Genomic DNA, 15,697 nt, shown 5'->3' with positions numbered 1-15,697 from the left:
CGCCGGGGTTTAAATTGACACGAATGGTTAAACTCCCACGCCTACTAAGGTTTTAGTTGGGGAAAAATATTTGTTCTGCTCTATTCGCAGTTGGTCGGCTAGTCTACCTAGTGGGAGTTCTACATCGTCGTAGGTGAGGACTTGATCTCTGGGGATATCTCGTTTGAGACGACAACCTTCTGCTAAACCGATGGGCAGGAGGTTTTGCTGTTGGACAATGGGGGAGTTTTCACATTGTCCGTAGGTCATGTAGTAGCCAATACCATCAAGGGTTTCGCCGGCTTTGAGGTCAATTTTGGCGGTGGTGATCACGTCTACCATTGGTGCTGCTAGGGGTGCGAGAACGGCATCTTGGAAGAGGACGGCACGGGCAACGGAGAGGGGTACTTCAAAGTGGCAGAGGTGATAGGGGGTGTAGAAGCTGTAGAGGGGTCCTTCACCTAGTTTGTATAGGTCGAGGTAGTGTTTTTGTTTGGGGTCGTCGTGGGTGGCAAAGACGTAAACGCCGGGGCTTGGTTTTGCACCAACTACATAATCAACGATTCCACCTAGTTCTTTAAGTTGTTCTACGTCGTACATTTTGGTCATTTCGTCAACATGACCGGTGAAGTTGTAGCCTAACATTCCGCGTTTAGCGACTTTCATGCCTGTGGCGTTGGCGACGATCGCCTGTTCAAAGGAAATTTTTGTGCCGTCGGCGAAACTCGTTACCATGTGCGCCTTTTGTCCCCAGCGTCTAGCAAAGCCTTCTTGGGTGGTGGGGTTGCGATAGGGGTCCTGCAGCCCCTTGATATTTCCGCACAGGAGGGGGGTTAAACCGATACTTTTGACGAAACGATATAAATTCATTTCTACCCCTGGTTGGTCGCCATCACAGGCACTGAGAATGACTCCGGCTTTGTCGGCGTAAACTTTGAGAATGGGTCCAATGGTGGCATCTAGTTCGGCGTTCATCATGATCACGTGTTTGCGATGAGCGATCGCATCTGTAACCACGTGTGCGCCAAATTCCACTGCACCAGTAACTTCAATTAGTGCATCTATGCCTTCAGCCCGACAGAGTAGGTAAGGGTCTTCTGTGACTGCATATTTACCAAGAGCGATCGCACTTTCTAATTCACCAACTGTATTAACAATCTCTACTTCTTCAATTCCAGCTTCTAAATAAGCTTGTTTAGCTGCTTCAATCCCACGGCTAAAAATTCCAACCAATTCCATCCCCGGCACAGAATTAATAATTTGATTGGCAATTCCTTTACCCATAAAACCAGCCCCAATCATCCCCACTTTAACAGGGTTTCCTGCTGCGGCACGAGCTTTCAAGGCACTATCAATAATAATCATTTTTTCAATCCTTATTAGTGTAAAATTTCACAAAGTCATGAACACGGATTTAACGGATTACACAGATGACACGGATTTGATGCTTATCCAATCACCAATTACCAATCACCTAACTTCACTCCCAACAGTCATCATTCTTAATAACGGCCAACTTAAATCTTTTTCCGAAATATCCGTTACTTCTAAAGGCCATTCGATATTAAAAAATGGGTCATCATAACGCAGACCCCTTTCATATCCTGGTGTGTAAAATTGACCAACTTGATAACTCACTTCAGCATCATCAGTTAGTGTTTGATAACCGTGGGCAAACATTTCCGGTACATATAAAGCACGGTGATTTTCTGCGGTTAACTCTACACCAAAGTGCGATAAAAAAGTAGGAGATTCAGGACGCATATCAATAATTACGTCATAAATAGCCCCCTTAGTACAGCGAACTAATTTTGTTTCTGTCGCTGGAGAAATTTGATAGTGCATTCCCCGCACAGTCCCTTGTTTATAATTAAAGGATAAATTGCATTGAGCAACTATTGGCTTTAATCCATAGGCTTCAAATTCGTGAGCGCAAAAACTACGAGCAAAAAAACCACGATGATCTGGCTTTTTTTCTACATCAACAATAAATGCGTCCTTGAGTGTGGTTGTAGTAAATATCATGGCTAACTTAGATTAAACTCCTCATTGCTTTCTGTATTTCTGAGTGAGACAAAAAACATCAGCACATCACCAACATTGACTTGTCAACACGGCTCGATAATTCCATAAACTCTTGAATTTGAGCTTGAGTTTTTTGCTGCATATCACAACCTTGTTGCCATGCTTTAGTCCAATCAACAATCCAAGCTAAAGCTGTAGGTAAATCTAATTGAGGTTCCCATTTAAGTTGAGTCCGGGCTTTAGCGCAATCCAAAGTTAAGAAATTAGCCTCATGGGGTTGCATTCCAGCATCTTTAATCCAATTAGCATCTTCACCCCAATATTCTTGGAGTTTGTCAACTATCCAACCTACATTTTTTACTCCTGATTCATTGGGTCCAAAATTCCAACCACCAGAGTACAGAGAACCTTGAGTAAACAGTTTTTCAGCCAACATTAAATAACCATTTAAAGGTTCGAGGACGTGCTGCCAAGGACGAACAGCTTGGGGATTTCTAATTACTACTTCTTTACCTTTCACCCAAGCATTGAGAATATCAGGAACTAGACGATCTTTAGCCCAATCTCCTCCACCAATTACATTACCTGCTCGTACACTAGCGATCGCTACTCGATGTTGATTATAATCAGCAGGATTAAAGAAAGATTGACGATAAGCTGTCGTAACTAACTCAGCACATCCTTTACTACTACTATAAGGGTCGTATCCTCCCATAGGGTCAGTTTCCCGATATCCCCAAACCCATTCGCGATTTTCATAACATTTATCAGAAGTGACAGAAACTACTGCCCTCACGCTCGGTACATAGCGTACTGCTTCCAATAGGTTCACCGTTCCCATGATATTCACAGCATAGGTATCTACTGGGTTGTAGTAAGATTCCCGCACCAATGCTTGTGCTGCCAGATGAATAACAATATCTGGTTGGTAGGTTTGCATCACTTGTTTGAGTGAGTCTAAATCTTTGATGTCTCCTACTACTGATGTCATACCATCAGCAACATCAGCTAATTCAAACAGACTTGGAGATGTAGCAGGACTTAAAGCAAAACCACATACTTCAGCCCCTAACATTTGTAACCACAAAGATAACCAACTACCTTTAAAACCAGTATGTCCCGTGACAAAAACTTTTTTTCCAGTCCAAAAATTTGATTGCATTAGATAAATTCTCTTAATGAAGTGCGAACTAAATAAGCTACTGAATCATTAAATTCTCTAGGTTTCCCAAGACCAACCCCCAGATGCGTAGGGGTTTTTGATAATTTTCAGGACTTACGCAAAAACTTCTCAAACTCTTATTCCTCTGTGTCCTCTGCGTCCTCTGCGGTATGCGCTACGCGCACGCTACGCGAATGATATTCCGTAATTCCTGTGTAAAGACGTGGATTTAATAATATCTCCAATCAACTACCAAACTTTCCAAGGAGCATTTCCACTTTTCCAAAGTTCCTCCAAGTAATTTTTATCCCTTAAAGTATCCATTGGTTGCCAAAAACCATGGTGTTTAAAAGCCGATAGCTGATCCATCTCAGCTAGTTTTTCTAATGGTTCTTTCTCCCAAACAGTAGAATCATCAGCAATAAAATTAATTACTTCTGGCTCTAATACAAAATAACCACCATTAACCCAAGCACCATCACCTTCTGGCTTTTCTTTAAAACTGTTGATTTTTGTTTGCTCTTGTCCTAAAGAAATTGCTCCAAAACGACCGGCTGGTTGCACTGCGCTGAGAGTTGCTAAGGTTTTTTGTTGTTTATGAAATTGAATTAATTCTGTAATATTAATATCACTAACACCATCACCATAGGTAAAACAAAAGGTATCGTTTCCAATATGTTCACTAACTCGCTTTAAGCGTCCACCAGTCATGCTATTATCACCTGTATTTACTAAGGTGACTCGCCAAGGTTCAGCATATCCAGAATGGATACTCATCTGGTTAAATCGCATATCAAAGGTAACATCTGACATATGTAAGAAGTAGTTAGCAAAATACTCCTTAATGATGTAACCTTTATAGCCACAGCAAATGATAAAATCGTTAATACCGTGGGTAGAGTAAGTCTTCATAATATGCCAAAGAATCGGCTTACCGGCTATCTCAACCATCGGCTTAGGTCTGACACTGGTTTCTTCGCTGAGTCGTGTACCAAGACCTCCAGCTAAAATCACAGCTTTCATGCAATTACCTCAAAAAGTTGTAGGTGGATTATTATTTGAATTGATGGGGATGAAGAGGATGCACAAATAATAGAGATAAATTGAGTCTTTGCAATTAATTTATTCTCTATTAACTATCTATAATTAATTTAACTGTAAATGACTAATAAATTATAAAGAAGAGGTAAAAACTAATATTTTATATATAAATCATTGATAAATATTTATTAGCTCAATATCATATAAATCTATATAATAAAACTTCAATTAGATAGGGGTTGCTGAAAAAGTCTTTTCGTTAGGGCTAGGAGTCAGGAGTCAGGAGTCAGGAGTCAGAAGGAAGAATTAGAAGAAGAGAAGATAGTCTTGAATCTGGTCAAGTGATAGATTTTTGGTAGTTTTAACCCTTATTCCTTGCACCTGATTCATCCTTTTAACCTTCAAGTTCTTGATATATCTGAGTTTTAGGTTTATTAAGCAAGCCCTAGATATAGGTTTTTAAATTAATAAAAAGCTGATAATACTCAGATCCCCGATTCCTTTAAGAAGTCGGGGATCTATAAACCTTCAACCGTATTTCCTGTTGTGTTTTACTCCTGCCTCCTGCCTCCTGCCTCCTGCCTCCTGCCTCCTGACTCCTGACTCCTGACTCCTGACTCCTGACTCCTGCTATATTAATTATGTTGTCCTACCAGAGTTGTGGTTTTCCCTAAAACATCACATTTGTTAGCTACAACAATACAGATGTTGCTGAGGGCTTGTTGATAATTTTCTACATCATTTTCTTCAAGGGCAATTCTAGCGGCTGTTTGTAGATCTTCAATGGCTTGTATTTGACTTTGTTGATAATTATTTTCTCCATATTGTGCTAGTTCATAGTGAACCATGCCACGTTTGAGATAAACTTTTGATAATTGGGGATTTACATTTATTGCTTGATTAAAATCTGCGATCGCTTCTTTGTATTCGTTGGCATAATTGCTGCTGTATTGTCCAATTTGATAACGGACAAGACCACGTTGAAAATAAGCTTCTGCTTTATGTTGATTGAGTTTAATTGCTAAATTAAAATCAGCAATAGCTTTCTTGTATTCTTCTTGAGAATGAGGGCTATATTTAGAGAGTTGAAATCTCACAATACCTCTTCTAATATAAGCTTCTGCATCTCTATTATCTAGGCTGATAGCAGTGTTAAATTCCTTAATTGCTTGCTCATACACTTGATTGGGATCGATGCTATAATCGGCCAGCATATAATAAGCATTACCCCGGTTGACATAGGCTTTGACTTCTTGGGGATTAATTTCAATAGCTTGGCTATAGTCTTTTAATGCACCTTCATAATCGTTTAAATTATAGCGAGAATTACCTCTATTAATCAGGGTTTTGGCATTGGTAGGATCTTTTTGGATGGCAAAGCTGAAATTTCTAATAGCTTCTTGATAGTCTCGTTTTCGGTAAGCGGTATCACCTTCTTGATAGTAATCTGCAAAAGTTAAATTTTGAGTATTACTAAGGTGATTTTGTTGACGAGACATTATTGTTTGTTGGATGTAAGGATTTTGGGAGACAAAAGGACGAGTAAATTGAACTAATACATCTAAATATCCCAATAAACCAAAACCTAATAAAGAGAATATAATGGTGTATAACTTAGATTTGCTAAAAGGTTTTTTGGTAGAAAAACTATGAGTAATTCCTGGTTGCCGATGATGGACTTGAGCCGTGGGAATAGCTGGTTTTAGTGGACGGGAAGGCTGTTTTTGTTTGTATCGCTTTTTGGTTTTTTTGCGGGGTTTAAGATGGTCTTTAGAGGCGATCGCTCTGGGTGATGGAAATGGATCTCGTCCTCCTAACCGTAATGTACGTTCACACCAAGGACATTTTTCTAGATGATTACTGTAGCGATGTTGAGGATTGGTGCTACAAGTTACTAGATTTTCTTCCGCTTCTGCTAAAGCTGATAACCAAGTTTGGGCGCTAGGACGCAATTGTGGATTACTGTGACCATCTTCAAAACAACGCCGAAATAATTCTTGCAAGCTGGGATGAAGAATTTGCCAAGGTGGGGCGATGGGTGTAGGCAGGTATGGTACTTGCTGCTTTTTACTATAGGTAAAATGACCAGCCACGATTCTGGCTTCATAAGGTGGTGGATCTATTGCACCTTGAAAGATCCCGGCAAAGGGGTGTGTACCTTCCATTAATAGTTGAAATATCAGCACTGCTAACCCAAATAAATCATGGGAAATATCGCGATCGTACTGAGCAAAAGTTTTATTTTGTAGTTCTGGGGGAGTATAATCTGGTTTACCCACCGCACAGCGATAAATAATATTCTGTTTTGGGTCGCGCACTTGAAATGAATCGGTATCTACCAATGTCACCAGTGCCGTTTCGCTGACCAAAATATTAGACTCATTTACATCACCAACACAGTATTGACTAGCGTGTAAAGCTGTAAAAGCTGCTGCCAAATTCCGCGCTGTCCGCACTAAATATTGATAATTAAATAATGGACAGTTTTGACGGCGAATACCTGGATTGTAAAGATCCATTATTGGACGCATCCCCCGAATCCGGGGCATTAAAAAGCCGATTACTTTACCGCTACCATCTGCTGCTTGCAATAACTCTTGTGGCCAAGCAATAGAAATATGCCCTAAACTAGCTGTAGGGTTCTCTGGGGGGTTAGCGATCATCGTCTGGAGTTTTTGAGCGTAGGTCACTTTGGGCTGGTGATAGACCTTAGCCACCAAATTTGCATCTGATGGGACTGCATAGATACAAGCTTCACCACCACGACCCAAAGTGACCGTGAATTTGAGAATTTCCTGCTTGGGAAGACAACGTAGTACCTGCATAGTCGAATTACGATTAGGAGGATAAAAGGTTTAATTAGAATGCCCGTTTGATTTAAATGCAGCTAACACAAGTGTCAGGTCATCATCAGTGCGTTGGGTAATGCGATCCGATGATAAAAAATTCACTAATTGCTCTTTTGCTGTTGTGGGATCTTGGCTATTGGTGGCAAAATCAAATAAGGGTAAAAAGAAAGGTTTATGAGGTTCTCCTATAACCATATTCAAAGCCAGCATTTGTAGTCCATCGGTGAGAACACCAATATTTACTATATTTTCACGCCATAATTTAATTTGGGCTGTATCTATAGCATCAAGTGAAGTTAAAAAAGTCGTTTCATTGATATATTCACCGCTATTGGGTAGGGTAAGTGCCAGTAATTCACCCGCACTATTTTTACCCACAGCTAAACCATCACCTATTTGAGCTACAGCAGCGACCTTTGGCGTAGCGATCGCGATAATTAAGGTAGTAGCTAAATCATGGAACTGACTGGAACACTTAACCGCTTCATTTTCTACTGCTTTTCTGGCAGCTAATAGAGCATCCGCTAACAGGTTACTCAGCAAATCATCATCAGCTAAGGTGTCAGAGGTGATTTCTTGGATAGAAATATGCTCTATCACTGTTTCAGTGGCGATCGCTGCTCCTAATTTCCCCAAACTAGCTGAACCTGCACCATCCGCTACCGCTACCACCAACACATTATCCGGCAAAATTCGCCAGCGATGGGCATCCTGACAGGGTTGTTGAGTTTTTAAGTGGCTTGTACCACAGACAGAAGCGGCTACCGTCAGCCATTGGGAACTCTGTTTAAATCTGTTCATATATGTAAGAACTCAGGATTAGATATCTGGGGCTTGGGTTAGCGGGGGCGATGGCGTTACCGCCCGCCAGCTACGCGCATTTAATTGATAATTTCACCTATTCTCCAATCGGCAACTCAACTTAAATGCGGAACAGCCTACCCCAAAGGACTTAAAATTAAACAGATCCCCAGCCAATGGGCGGTAGTGCTACCTGATCATCCACTTTAGAATGAGATACCGCCGACATACTAGCTGATAGCCAGACGAACATTTCAATAAAGTTCAATCCTTCTAACTTCAGCGGAGTCCGCACAGATATTTGACTTAAACGGTTCATATTGGCATTTTCTACCCCTACGGTAAAAAAGGCAACACGTTTATTAGTCTCATCTCCCTGTAGACGCTGGGCGGCTTGCTCAATTACCTGGTCTAATTCCCCTTGGGGTTCACCATCCGTAATCATAAATACCCACGGACGGTAGTAAGCAACCCCATTTACCCGGTACTGAGATTTGCGCTCTTGAATAATATCTAACGCCTGATGAATCCCCGCCCCCATGGTGGTTAATCCCTGGGCTGTTAGAATTGGTGGATTGAATTGATCCGCAGTCACAAAATCTTGTACCACATTGACATGACTATCAAAAGTAATAATTGCTACTTCTACTCGTCTAGCTGCCAAAGAATTTTTGACTAACTCATCTTTAAAACTCAGCAACCCTTTATTTAATGCCTCAATCCGTTCCCCTTGCATCGAACCAGATGTATCTAGCAATAGCACACAAGGACAACGCGGTTCCGGGTTTTCTGCAAACTCTACAACTTCATCTAGTTTTAGTGTATCAATCATAACGTTTTGTGTTATGTTATAGTCCAAAGCTTGAATTGCCTTTTCAGTATATAGTTTCCGACGGTAACGTGATTACCAATATGGGATTTAACAGTAAATCATTTAATTTTGTTTCAAAAAATGATTTTTTACCATTTTGTCCTCATATTTAAACAATCTTCCATTATCGCCTATGGGTTTCCAGGGAACTAATTATAAAATTCCCCCAATTTTGGGTAAATTCCCAGATTAATTACCAATTACTCTGATTTTGTCAAAAAACAATACCGAATAAGCAATTAATCTGACTTGTAGTATATCCATGATGTTGGGCTAACAATCAGTAAATTATAGGAAAGTGTTAAAAATCAAAAATTACCACCTCTAAATCCTTACTATTCTTCCATGTTAACTGAAATATTCCGGGAAAAAATGTAAAAATATGCAAAATAATGGCACAATAACCCAAATATCCCCCACAGATTTATTAAGACAGTTCAGTAATTCTGACGTAAATGCTTGTTTACAGATATTAAGTAATTCTGTTGAATGGTTAATTTATATAGAGCAAGGTAAAATTATTTATGCGACCCATTCAGTAGAACCCTTTGATAGACTAGAACGGCATATCCGTCGTCTGAGTCAGCAAATTCCCTTATTAAGGAACGAAATTACTGTCCAGTTACGCTTGATGTTTGAACCTGATTTACTGAATCAATCAAGGGGAAATCCTCAGACTTTACCTTTGTTACCTCCCGAATATCAGGCTATTTGTTGGCTTGTTAGTCAAGAACATTTGACTTCTACACAAGCCGCATTACTGATTCAAGAATTAGTTAAAGAAGTAATTGAATCATTGCTGTTAATTCAAGAAGGTATTTATGAATTGACAGAACTACCTCCTAGTATACCCAAAATTTGCAAATTAGATGGAGAAATAATTATAGAACGCTGCCTAAAACGGTTACAATCTTGGCAGTTTTTCGCTCCTCAAATTATCTCACCCTATCAACGTCCATATTTATTAATGAAGGGTAATTTTTATGATAAAAAGCTCCCCGAATTACACCAAAATTTAACTTCTTGGATGAAGGGTTTTAGCTTGCGTCATCTGGCTGTAATTATGAATCAAGATGAAATACTCTTGGCTCAATCTTTATACCCACACATTAAGCAAGGTTCAATTATCTTACATGAAGCCGACCCTCCTTTTGATAAATTACCTCAAATTAATGTTGGTTTATCACATTTTTCTCAAAATGGTTTAGGAATCGCACCAAATAATAATATTTCTGTAGCAAATTTACCAGAAATTGCTGTTCTACCAACAGATAATCTCAACTCTGCTACTAAAACAGCCAAAAAAGTCTACAAAATTATTTCTGTAGATGATAGTCCAACTATTCTCAAACAAATTAGTCGCTGTTTAGAAGATGAAGCCTTTTCTTTAGTTGCTATTAATGAACCAGTGAAAGCGGTGATGTCTATTATAAGACATAAGCCAGATTTGATTCTATTAGATTTGAATATGGCAGGTATTGATGGTTATGAATTATGCCGAATTATCCGCAATAATTCCATGTTTAAGGAAATTCCGATTATTTTTGTCACAGGAAATAAGGGCATTGTCGATAAAGTAAAAGCGAGACTGGTAGGTGCATCTGGTTATTTAACCAAACCTTTTAATCGAACTGAGTTACTAAAAATGATTTTTAGTCATTTGGCGTAAGTACAAAAAAAGGGAACAGGGAACAGTAATAATTTAGGACTTACGCACTATACAAATTAGACATAATCTACATCAACCAAAATTAATCATTTCCAGCTTTTTTAATGAAATAAGGTGCGTTATAAACTTAAATATGAGTTACGCATTGACAGAATCTATTAAATAAGCATTATCAATTATATCTCTTGTAGGGTGCGTCAGACCCGATAATTGAGCATCTAACAGACTTCCTCTATCTGACGCACCGTATTAATAACGTAAGTTGCTAGTTAGATGAAATAAGGTGCGTCAGAAACTTAAAATTAGTGATTTTAGTCTAAATTGTTCCGTCTGACGCACCCTACAGACTACAAAATATCCGAGAAATTAATAACTAGCAACTTGAGTTAAACCAGCTAGATAATTCTTCCTGTTTCGCAAGAACGAAAAACTTGGTTAGCAGTCAATATTAATTCAGGAAATGTAATAGAAACAATACAGTCATCATCCCGAAAAAATTTACTCTGATAAACTCCATTAACTAGCCAATAAACAAAAATTGTTGGTACTTTGGGATAACCAAGAACTTTTCTTGAACCTTGGGCTAGATAATCAACAATCCAATATTCAGAAATACCCAAGCGTTGATATTCATCTAGTTTATCTTCATAGTCATCTTCCCAATTAGTTGAAACTACTTCTACAGCTAATTGAATAGGAGATGTAAATGCGGCATAATCAGCTAAATTTGCTCTCCACATTGCCCCATTTACGACACTAATATCAGGTTTCCGTCCCTGTTCTTCTCCTTTGGCAGTCGATGTTCTAATTTTAATGTCATTTCCAATAATATAATCAAGTTGTAGTCGCTCAGATTCGCGATCAAATGATCTGATTAAAGCATATTGAATATTTTTGTGCGATCGCGTTAAATCCATTTCAATTATTTTACCATTAATTAATTCACAAATAGAGTCATTGGGGTATTTTTCTAAAAACTCACTAAATGTTAACTTTTTCGGAGTGGTAATTACTCCAGCTTGTGATTTAATGCTCATTTAATTTACCTAATCCTAAATTAATTATATACCAATATTACCAAGAACCCTGATTTTTCAAAACCTCATTTCTCTGTGAACTCTGTGCCTCTGTGGTTTGTTTTTCTGTGACTTGTGCGTAAGTCCTACTTCTTAAAGAGTTCGGGTAACTAGCATTAAGATGATTCTATGATTCAACAATTAGACTAGGAGAGGTAAGCACAAAAACATCTCTAGTTCCCAAATCAGGAACTTGGGGTTTTATTGGTGTGGTAAAATGAAAAAATTCATGATCATTCACTATCACTAATTCTCCTGGTTGGAGGATTTTATTAAAAACTGGTTTTTCCTTTTTAGCAGCGTATAAATGAGTTTCACCACCTTGAATATTATCTCTAGCTACAGAAAAAATACCGATAAAATCAGTTCCATCTTGATGAATACCTTCTGGTGCTGGATTACCTAAATTATTTGGTGAACAAGTAGTTCTGATTTGATGTACACCAATTTCTGCTTCTGGGTGCAGTTTACAAGAATCACTAAAGGCTAAAATCAGCTTTTGAAAACTATCTTGTTCTATCAGAGAATTTTCTAATTCAGCAAACTCTCTTTTAACATCACCTGACAACGGATTATATTCTTGACCTTGATAGAGATATCCATGAGGTAATTTGATCAATTTATCCCCAGATACTACAAACCGTGATAGTCTTCTTGAACGATATTTACCCTGAATATGAGGATCTATAGGTAAATTATTAAAAAATGGCTGGAGACTTTGATTATTAATTGAGTTTACCTTTTTTAAGGTAAATAGAAAGGCATATTCTAACTCTGTCGAATGTAAAAGTTTTTGCATAGGATTTACCTCCTTGCATTTTGATATCCTCCCCCGTTTGTTTGGCTAGGAGGCTTGTAATTATAGTATATGTCACTTATTTTTACAGTGTCGTAAATTTGACTACAAAAAGCTTTATTTTTTCCTAAAAAAGTAGCTGTGTACGGATTTTTTGGAAATATCAAAAATTAGCAGCAATATTACGGTATAGTTACAAGCGAATAAAAAGCAAGCAAAAAGTTACGATGAATTTATTATATAGTTATCCCGAATTATACCCTGGGATTTTACTCAAACGCTACAAACGGTTTTTTGCGGATGTTGAATTAGCATCTGGGGAAGTAGTAACAGCACATTGTCCTAATACCGGGCCAATGACGGGAGTTTCAACTATTGGTAGTGCGGTACAGGTTTCTCGAAGTGATAATCCTCAACGTAAATTGGCTTATACCTTAGAGTTAATTCAAGTACATGATCATCAACCGACCTGGGTAGGTGTGAATACTGCTTTACCTAATCGGGTGGTAAAAATGGCTTTAGAACAGCATTTATTCCCAGAATTGGGTGAATATAGCCAAGTTAAGGGTGAGGTAGTTTATGGACAAGATCGAAAAAGTCGGGTGGATTTTTATTTGACAGGAAGTGAACAGCAACGGCCGATTTATTTAGAAGTAAAAAATACAACTTGGACAGAGGGAACGGTGGCACTGTTTCCCGACACAGAAACGACGAGAGGACAAAAGCATTTACGGGAATTAATGGCGCTTCTGCCGGAAAATCGAGGGGTTATGTTGTATTTTATCAATCGGGGTGATTGCCTAGAGTTTGCCCCTGGGGATAGTAAAGATCCAGTATATGGTAAGTTATTACGGGAAGCGATCGCTATGGGTTTAGAAGTTTTACCTTGTAAATTCGAGGTATCCCCAGCAGGTATTTGTTATTTAGGTTTAGCAGCACTCAAAATCTGATAGTATTACCAACATATTCAAACTAACTTTATATTAAATACCGAGAAAATACTCATGGTAAACACATTTTTCCCACCCCTAAAGACTGACACAACATACCATCCTCCTTCTACCTTAGTTGTCATTGATTCAGCCGTCAAAGACTATCAGATACTAGCTAATGGCATCTTACCCACAGCCCAAGTAATTGTCCTCAACAAAGACGAAGACGGCATCAACCAAATTAGCAAGATCCTTTCCCAGCAACCAGTTCACAGTCTGCAAATTATTTCCCACGGTAACGTCGGCAGTTTACAGCTAGGTAGTAGTCAACTAAATTTAGAGAATATTGCTAGTTATCATCACCAATTACAGCAATGGAAAACCGCAGAGATACTTCTATATAGTTGTCAAGTGGCAGCAGGGGAAAGAGGAAAAACCTTTCTTCAACACCTACACTTACTAACCAGTGCAAATATAGCCGCATCAGCAGAGAAAATTGGTAATATTAAATTAGGGGGAAACTGGGAATTAGGAGTAAAAATTGGGCAAATATCCTCAACTCTGGCCATACTTCCAGAAGTGGCAGCAGGTTATCCTGGTATTCTAGTGACTTTTGGCACTCCTGATGATTTTAATGTGGGACTGTTTCCCTATTCTATCGTAGCGGGAGACTTCAACGGTGACGGTAAACTAGATTTAGTTGCCGCAAACAGTTCCGAAAACAATGTTTCCGTTTTATTAGGGGACGGGACAGGCAACTTTAACCCCGCGATTAATTTTAATGTAGGCAGTAGTCCCTTATCTGTCACACTGGGAGACTTCAACGGTGACGGAAACCTAGACTTAGCTACAGCTAACTCTGATAATGACAATGTTTCCATCCTGTTAGGAGACGGGACAGGCAACTTTAATAATACTACTAATTTTAATGCCGGTCGTAATCCCTATTCTATAGCTGCTGGAGACTTCAACGGTGACGGCAACTTGGACTTAGTTACCGCAAATTCTGACACCAGTAATAACACTTCAGTTCTTTTAGGTGATGGTGCAGGAGGGTTTGGTAGTCCAAGTAACTTTGCTGTGGGTATTTTTCCCCGTTACGTGGCAGTAGACGACTTCAATAGTGACGGCAACCTGGACTTAGTTACGGCAAACCGAGACAGTAATGATATTTCAGTGTTATTGGGAAATGGTGCTGGGGGGTTCGGCACTGCCACTAACTTTAATGTAGGGAGTAACCCTTTTGGTGTTGCTATTGCAGACTTCAACGGTGACGGCAACGTAGATTTAGGAGTAGCGAATAGTGCCGACAACAATATTTCAGTGCTATTGGGAGATGGTAGTGGGGGTTTCGGGAATGCTACTAACTTTAATGTAGGCAATACGCCCTTTGCTGTCAAACCAGCAGACTTCAACAATGACGGCAAGATAGATTTGGTAGTAGCAAATTTTGCTGGAAATGATATCTCGGTGTTGTTGGGGGACGGTACAGGCAGCTTTGGTAATGAGAGTAAGTTTGTTGTGGGAAGTAGTCCCATTTCTCTAAAAGTCGCAGATTTCAATGTAGATGGCAAGTTGGATGTGGCAGTGGCCAATGCTGATGGTAATAATATCTCTGTGCTGCTTAATACTACTCCCTCGATCACCATTACTGCTGGTGGAAACTCCACGGAAGGGGGAGTTAATGGCAGTTTTAATATTACTTTAGATACTCCTGCCCCAGTTGGTGGTTTAATAGTTAACTTCGATATTAGTGGTAGCACTGCTACCGATACCACCGACTACTCTCTCACAACAGGGACGAATATTACCAATATTAGCACTTCTAGCTTTACCATTGCGGCTGGATTTACAACAGCGACTTTAAATGTAGAAGCGGTACTTGATACAATTTTAGATGACAACGAAACTGTCCAAATTAATATCTTATCGGGAAGTGATTATGTTCTCAGCGACAATTCGAGCGCCAGTTTAATAATTATAGACAAAAAAAATGAATCGCCAGCGATCGCAGTTCCCTCAACTCAAACCGTCAACGAAGACACAAATTTAATCCTAACTGGTATCAATATTACAGACGCAGATGTTGGAACTGGTAGTCTACAAGTTAGTCTGAGTGCAACTAACGGGACAATCAATCTCAGTGATACAACTGGATTAACTTTTAACAGTGGTAGCAATAACAGCAAAACCATGACCTTTACCGGGTCATTAACAGATATTAATATAGCGATCGATGATCTAGTTTATCTGGGTGATTTAAACTTTAATGGCAGCGATACAGTCAGTATAAGTGTTGACGATCTAGGAAATACAGGTTCAGGTGGATCACTAACCGATACTCAGAACATTCCTATCATAATTAATGCCGTCAACGATGCACCAACAGATTTAATATTAAGTTCAACCAGTGTTGATGAAAATGTTGTAGCAAACACTGTTATTGGGACATTTTCTAATACAGATTCAGACACAAGTGACACCTTCACTTACAGC

General features: G+C 39.1%; 12 protein-coding genes. 3 read left to right on the top strand and 9 right to left on the bottom strand.

The window, feature by feature from the left end:
• Window positions 1-27: 27 nt before the first annotated feature.
• The 7 genes from VB711_RS02490 to VB711_RS02460 all read right to left on the bottom strand — a co-directional run bounded on the left by VB711_RS02490 (window position 28) and on the right by VB711_RS02460 (window position 8,689).
• On the bottom strand, window positions 28-1,344 hold the full coding sequence (locus VB711_RS02490) for an NAD(P)H-dependent oxidoreductase (RefSeq protein ID WP_323284103.1): 1,317 nt from the start codon (window positions 1,342-1,344) through the stop codon (window positions 28-30).
• Between the two features lie 105 nt (window positions 1,345-1,449).
• A complete protein-coding gene (gene rfbC, locus VB711_RS02485; RefSeq protein ID WP_323284102.1) occupies window positions 1,450-2,004 on the bottom strand; it encodes a dTDP-4-dehydrorhamnose 3,5-epimerase in 555 nt (184 codons plus the stop codon).
• A 58-nt stretch (window positions 2,005-2,062) separates the two neighbouring features.
• Window positions 2,063-3,166: a CDP-glucose 4,6-dehydratase gene (rfbG, locus tag VB711_RS02480; protein ID WP_323284101.1), complete on the bottom strand. Its 1,104-nt coding sequence runs from the start codon at window positions 3,164-3,166 to the stop codon at window positions 2,063-2,065.
• Window positions 3,167-3,415: 249 nt separating this feature from the next.
• The gene (gene rfbF, locus VB711_RS02475) at window positions 3,416-4,189 is read right to left on the bottom strand and encodes a glucose-1-phosphate cytidylyltransferase (protein ID WP_323284100.1); all 774 of its coding nucleotides are present in this window, start codon (window positions 4,187-4,189) and stop codon (window positions 3,416-3,418) included.
• A 653-nt stretch (window positions 4,190-4,842) separates the two neighbouring features.
• Window positions 4,843-7,032: a tetratricopeptide repeat protein gene (locus VB711_RS02470; protein WP_323284099.1), complete on the bottom strand. Its 2,190-nt coding sequence runs from the start codon at window positions 7,030-7,032 to the stop codon at window positions 4,843-4,845.
• A gap of 30 nt (window positions 7,033-7,062) precedes the next feature.
• Window positions 7,063-7,857, bottom strand: a complete 795-nt coding sequence (locus VB711_RS02465) for a PP2C family serine/threonine-protein phosphatase (RefSeq protein WP_323284098.1) — start codon at window positions 7,855-7,857, stop codon at window positions 7,063-7,065.
• 157 nt (window positions 7,858-8,014) lie between these two features.
• Window positions 8,015-8,689: a vWA domain-containing protein gene (locus VB711_RS02460; RefSeq protein ID WP_323284097.1), complete on the bottom strand. Its 675-nt coding sequence runs from the start codon at window positions 8,687-8,689 to the stop codon at window positions 8,015-8,017.
• Between the two features lie 421 nt (window positions 8,690-9,110).
• Here VB711_RS02460 and VB711_RS02455 point away from each other — a divergent pair, with 421 nt between their 5' ends.
• On the top strand, window positions 9,111-10,397 hold the full coding sequence (locus VB711_RS02455; RefSeq protein WP_323284096.1) for a response regulator: 1,287 nt from the start codon (window positions 9,111-9,113) through the stop codon (window positions 10,395-10,397).
• A gap of 395 nt (window positions 10,398-10,792) precedes the next feature.
• Here VB711_RS02455 and VB711_RS02450 read toward each other — a convergent pair whose 3' ends face one another.
• Both VB711_RS02450 and VB711_RS02445 read right to left on the bottom strand, forming a co-directional pair.
• Window positions 10,793-11,434, bottom strand: coding sequence for a Uma2 family endonuclease (locus VB711_RS02450; RefSeq protein WP_323284095.1), 642 nt, complete (start codon window positions 11,432-11,434; stop codon window positions 10,793-10,795).
• A gap of 166 nt (window positions 11,435-11,600) precedes the next feature.
• The gene (locus tag VB711_RS02445) at window positions 11,601-12,272 is read right to left on the bottom strand and encodes a 2OG-Fe dioxygenase family protein (protein WP_323284094.1); all 672 of its coding nucleotides are present in this window, start codon (window positions 12,270-12,272) and stop codon (window positions 11,601-11,603) included.
• Window positions 12,273-12,496: 224 nt separating this feature from the next.
• Here VB711_RS02445 and sfsA point away from each other — a divergent pair, with 224 nt between their 5' ends.
• A complete protein-coding gene (gene sfsA, locus VB711_RS02440) occupies window positions 12,497-13,219 on the top strand; it encodes a DNA/RNA nuclease SfsA (RefSeq protein WP_323284093.1) in 723 nt (240 codons plus the stop codon).
• A gap of 54 nt (window positions 13,220-13,273) precedes the next feature.
• Window positions 13,274-15,697, top strand: a 2,424-nt coding sequence (locus VB711_RS02435) for an FG-GAP-like repeat-containing protein (RefSeq protein WP_323284092.1), incomplete at its 3' end; no start/stop codon positions are given.

It is taken from the genome of Cronbergia sp. UHCC 0137 (assembly GCF_034932285.1).
In the GTDB taxonomy this organism is placed as follows: Bacteria; Cyanobacteriota; Cyanobacteriia; order Cyanobacteriales; family Nostocaceae; genus Cronbergia.
This window is presented reverse-complemented; position numbering and strand designations above follow the sequence as displayed.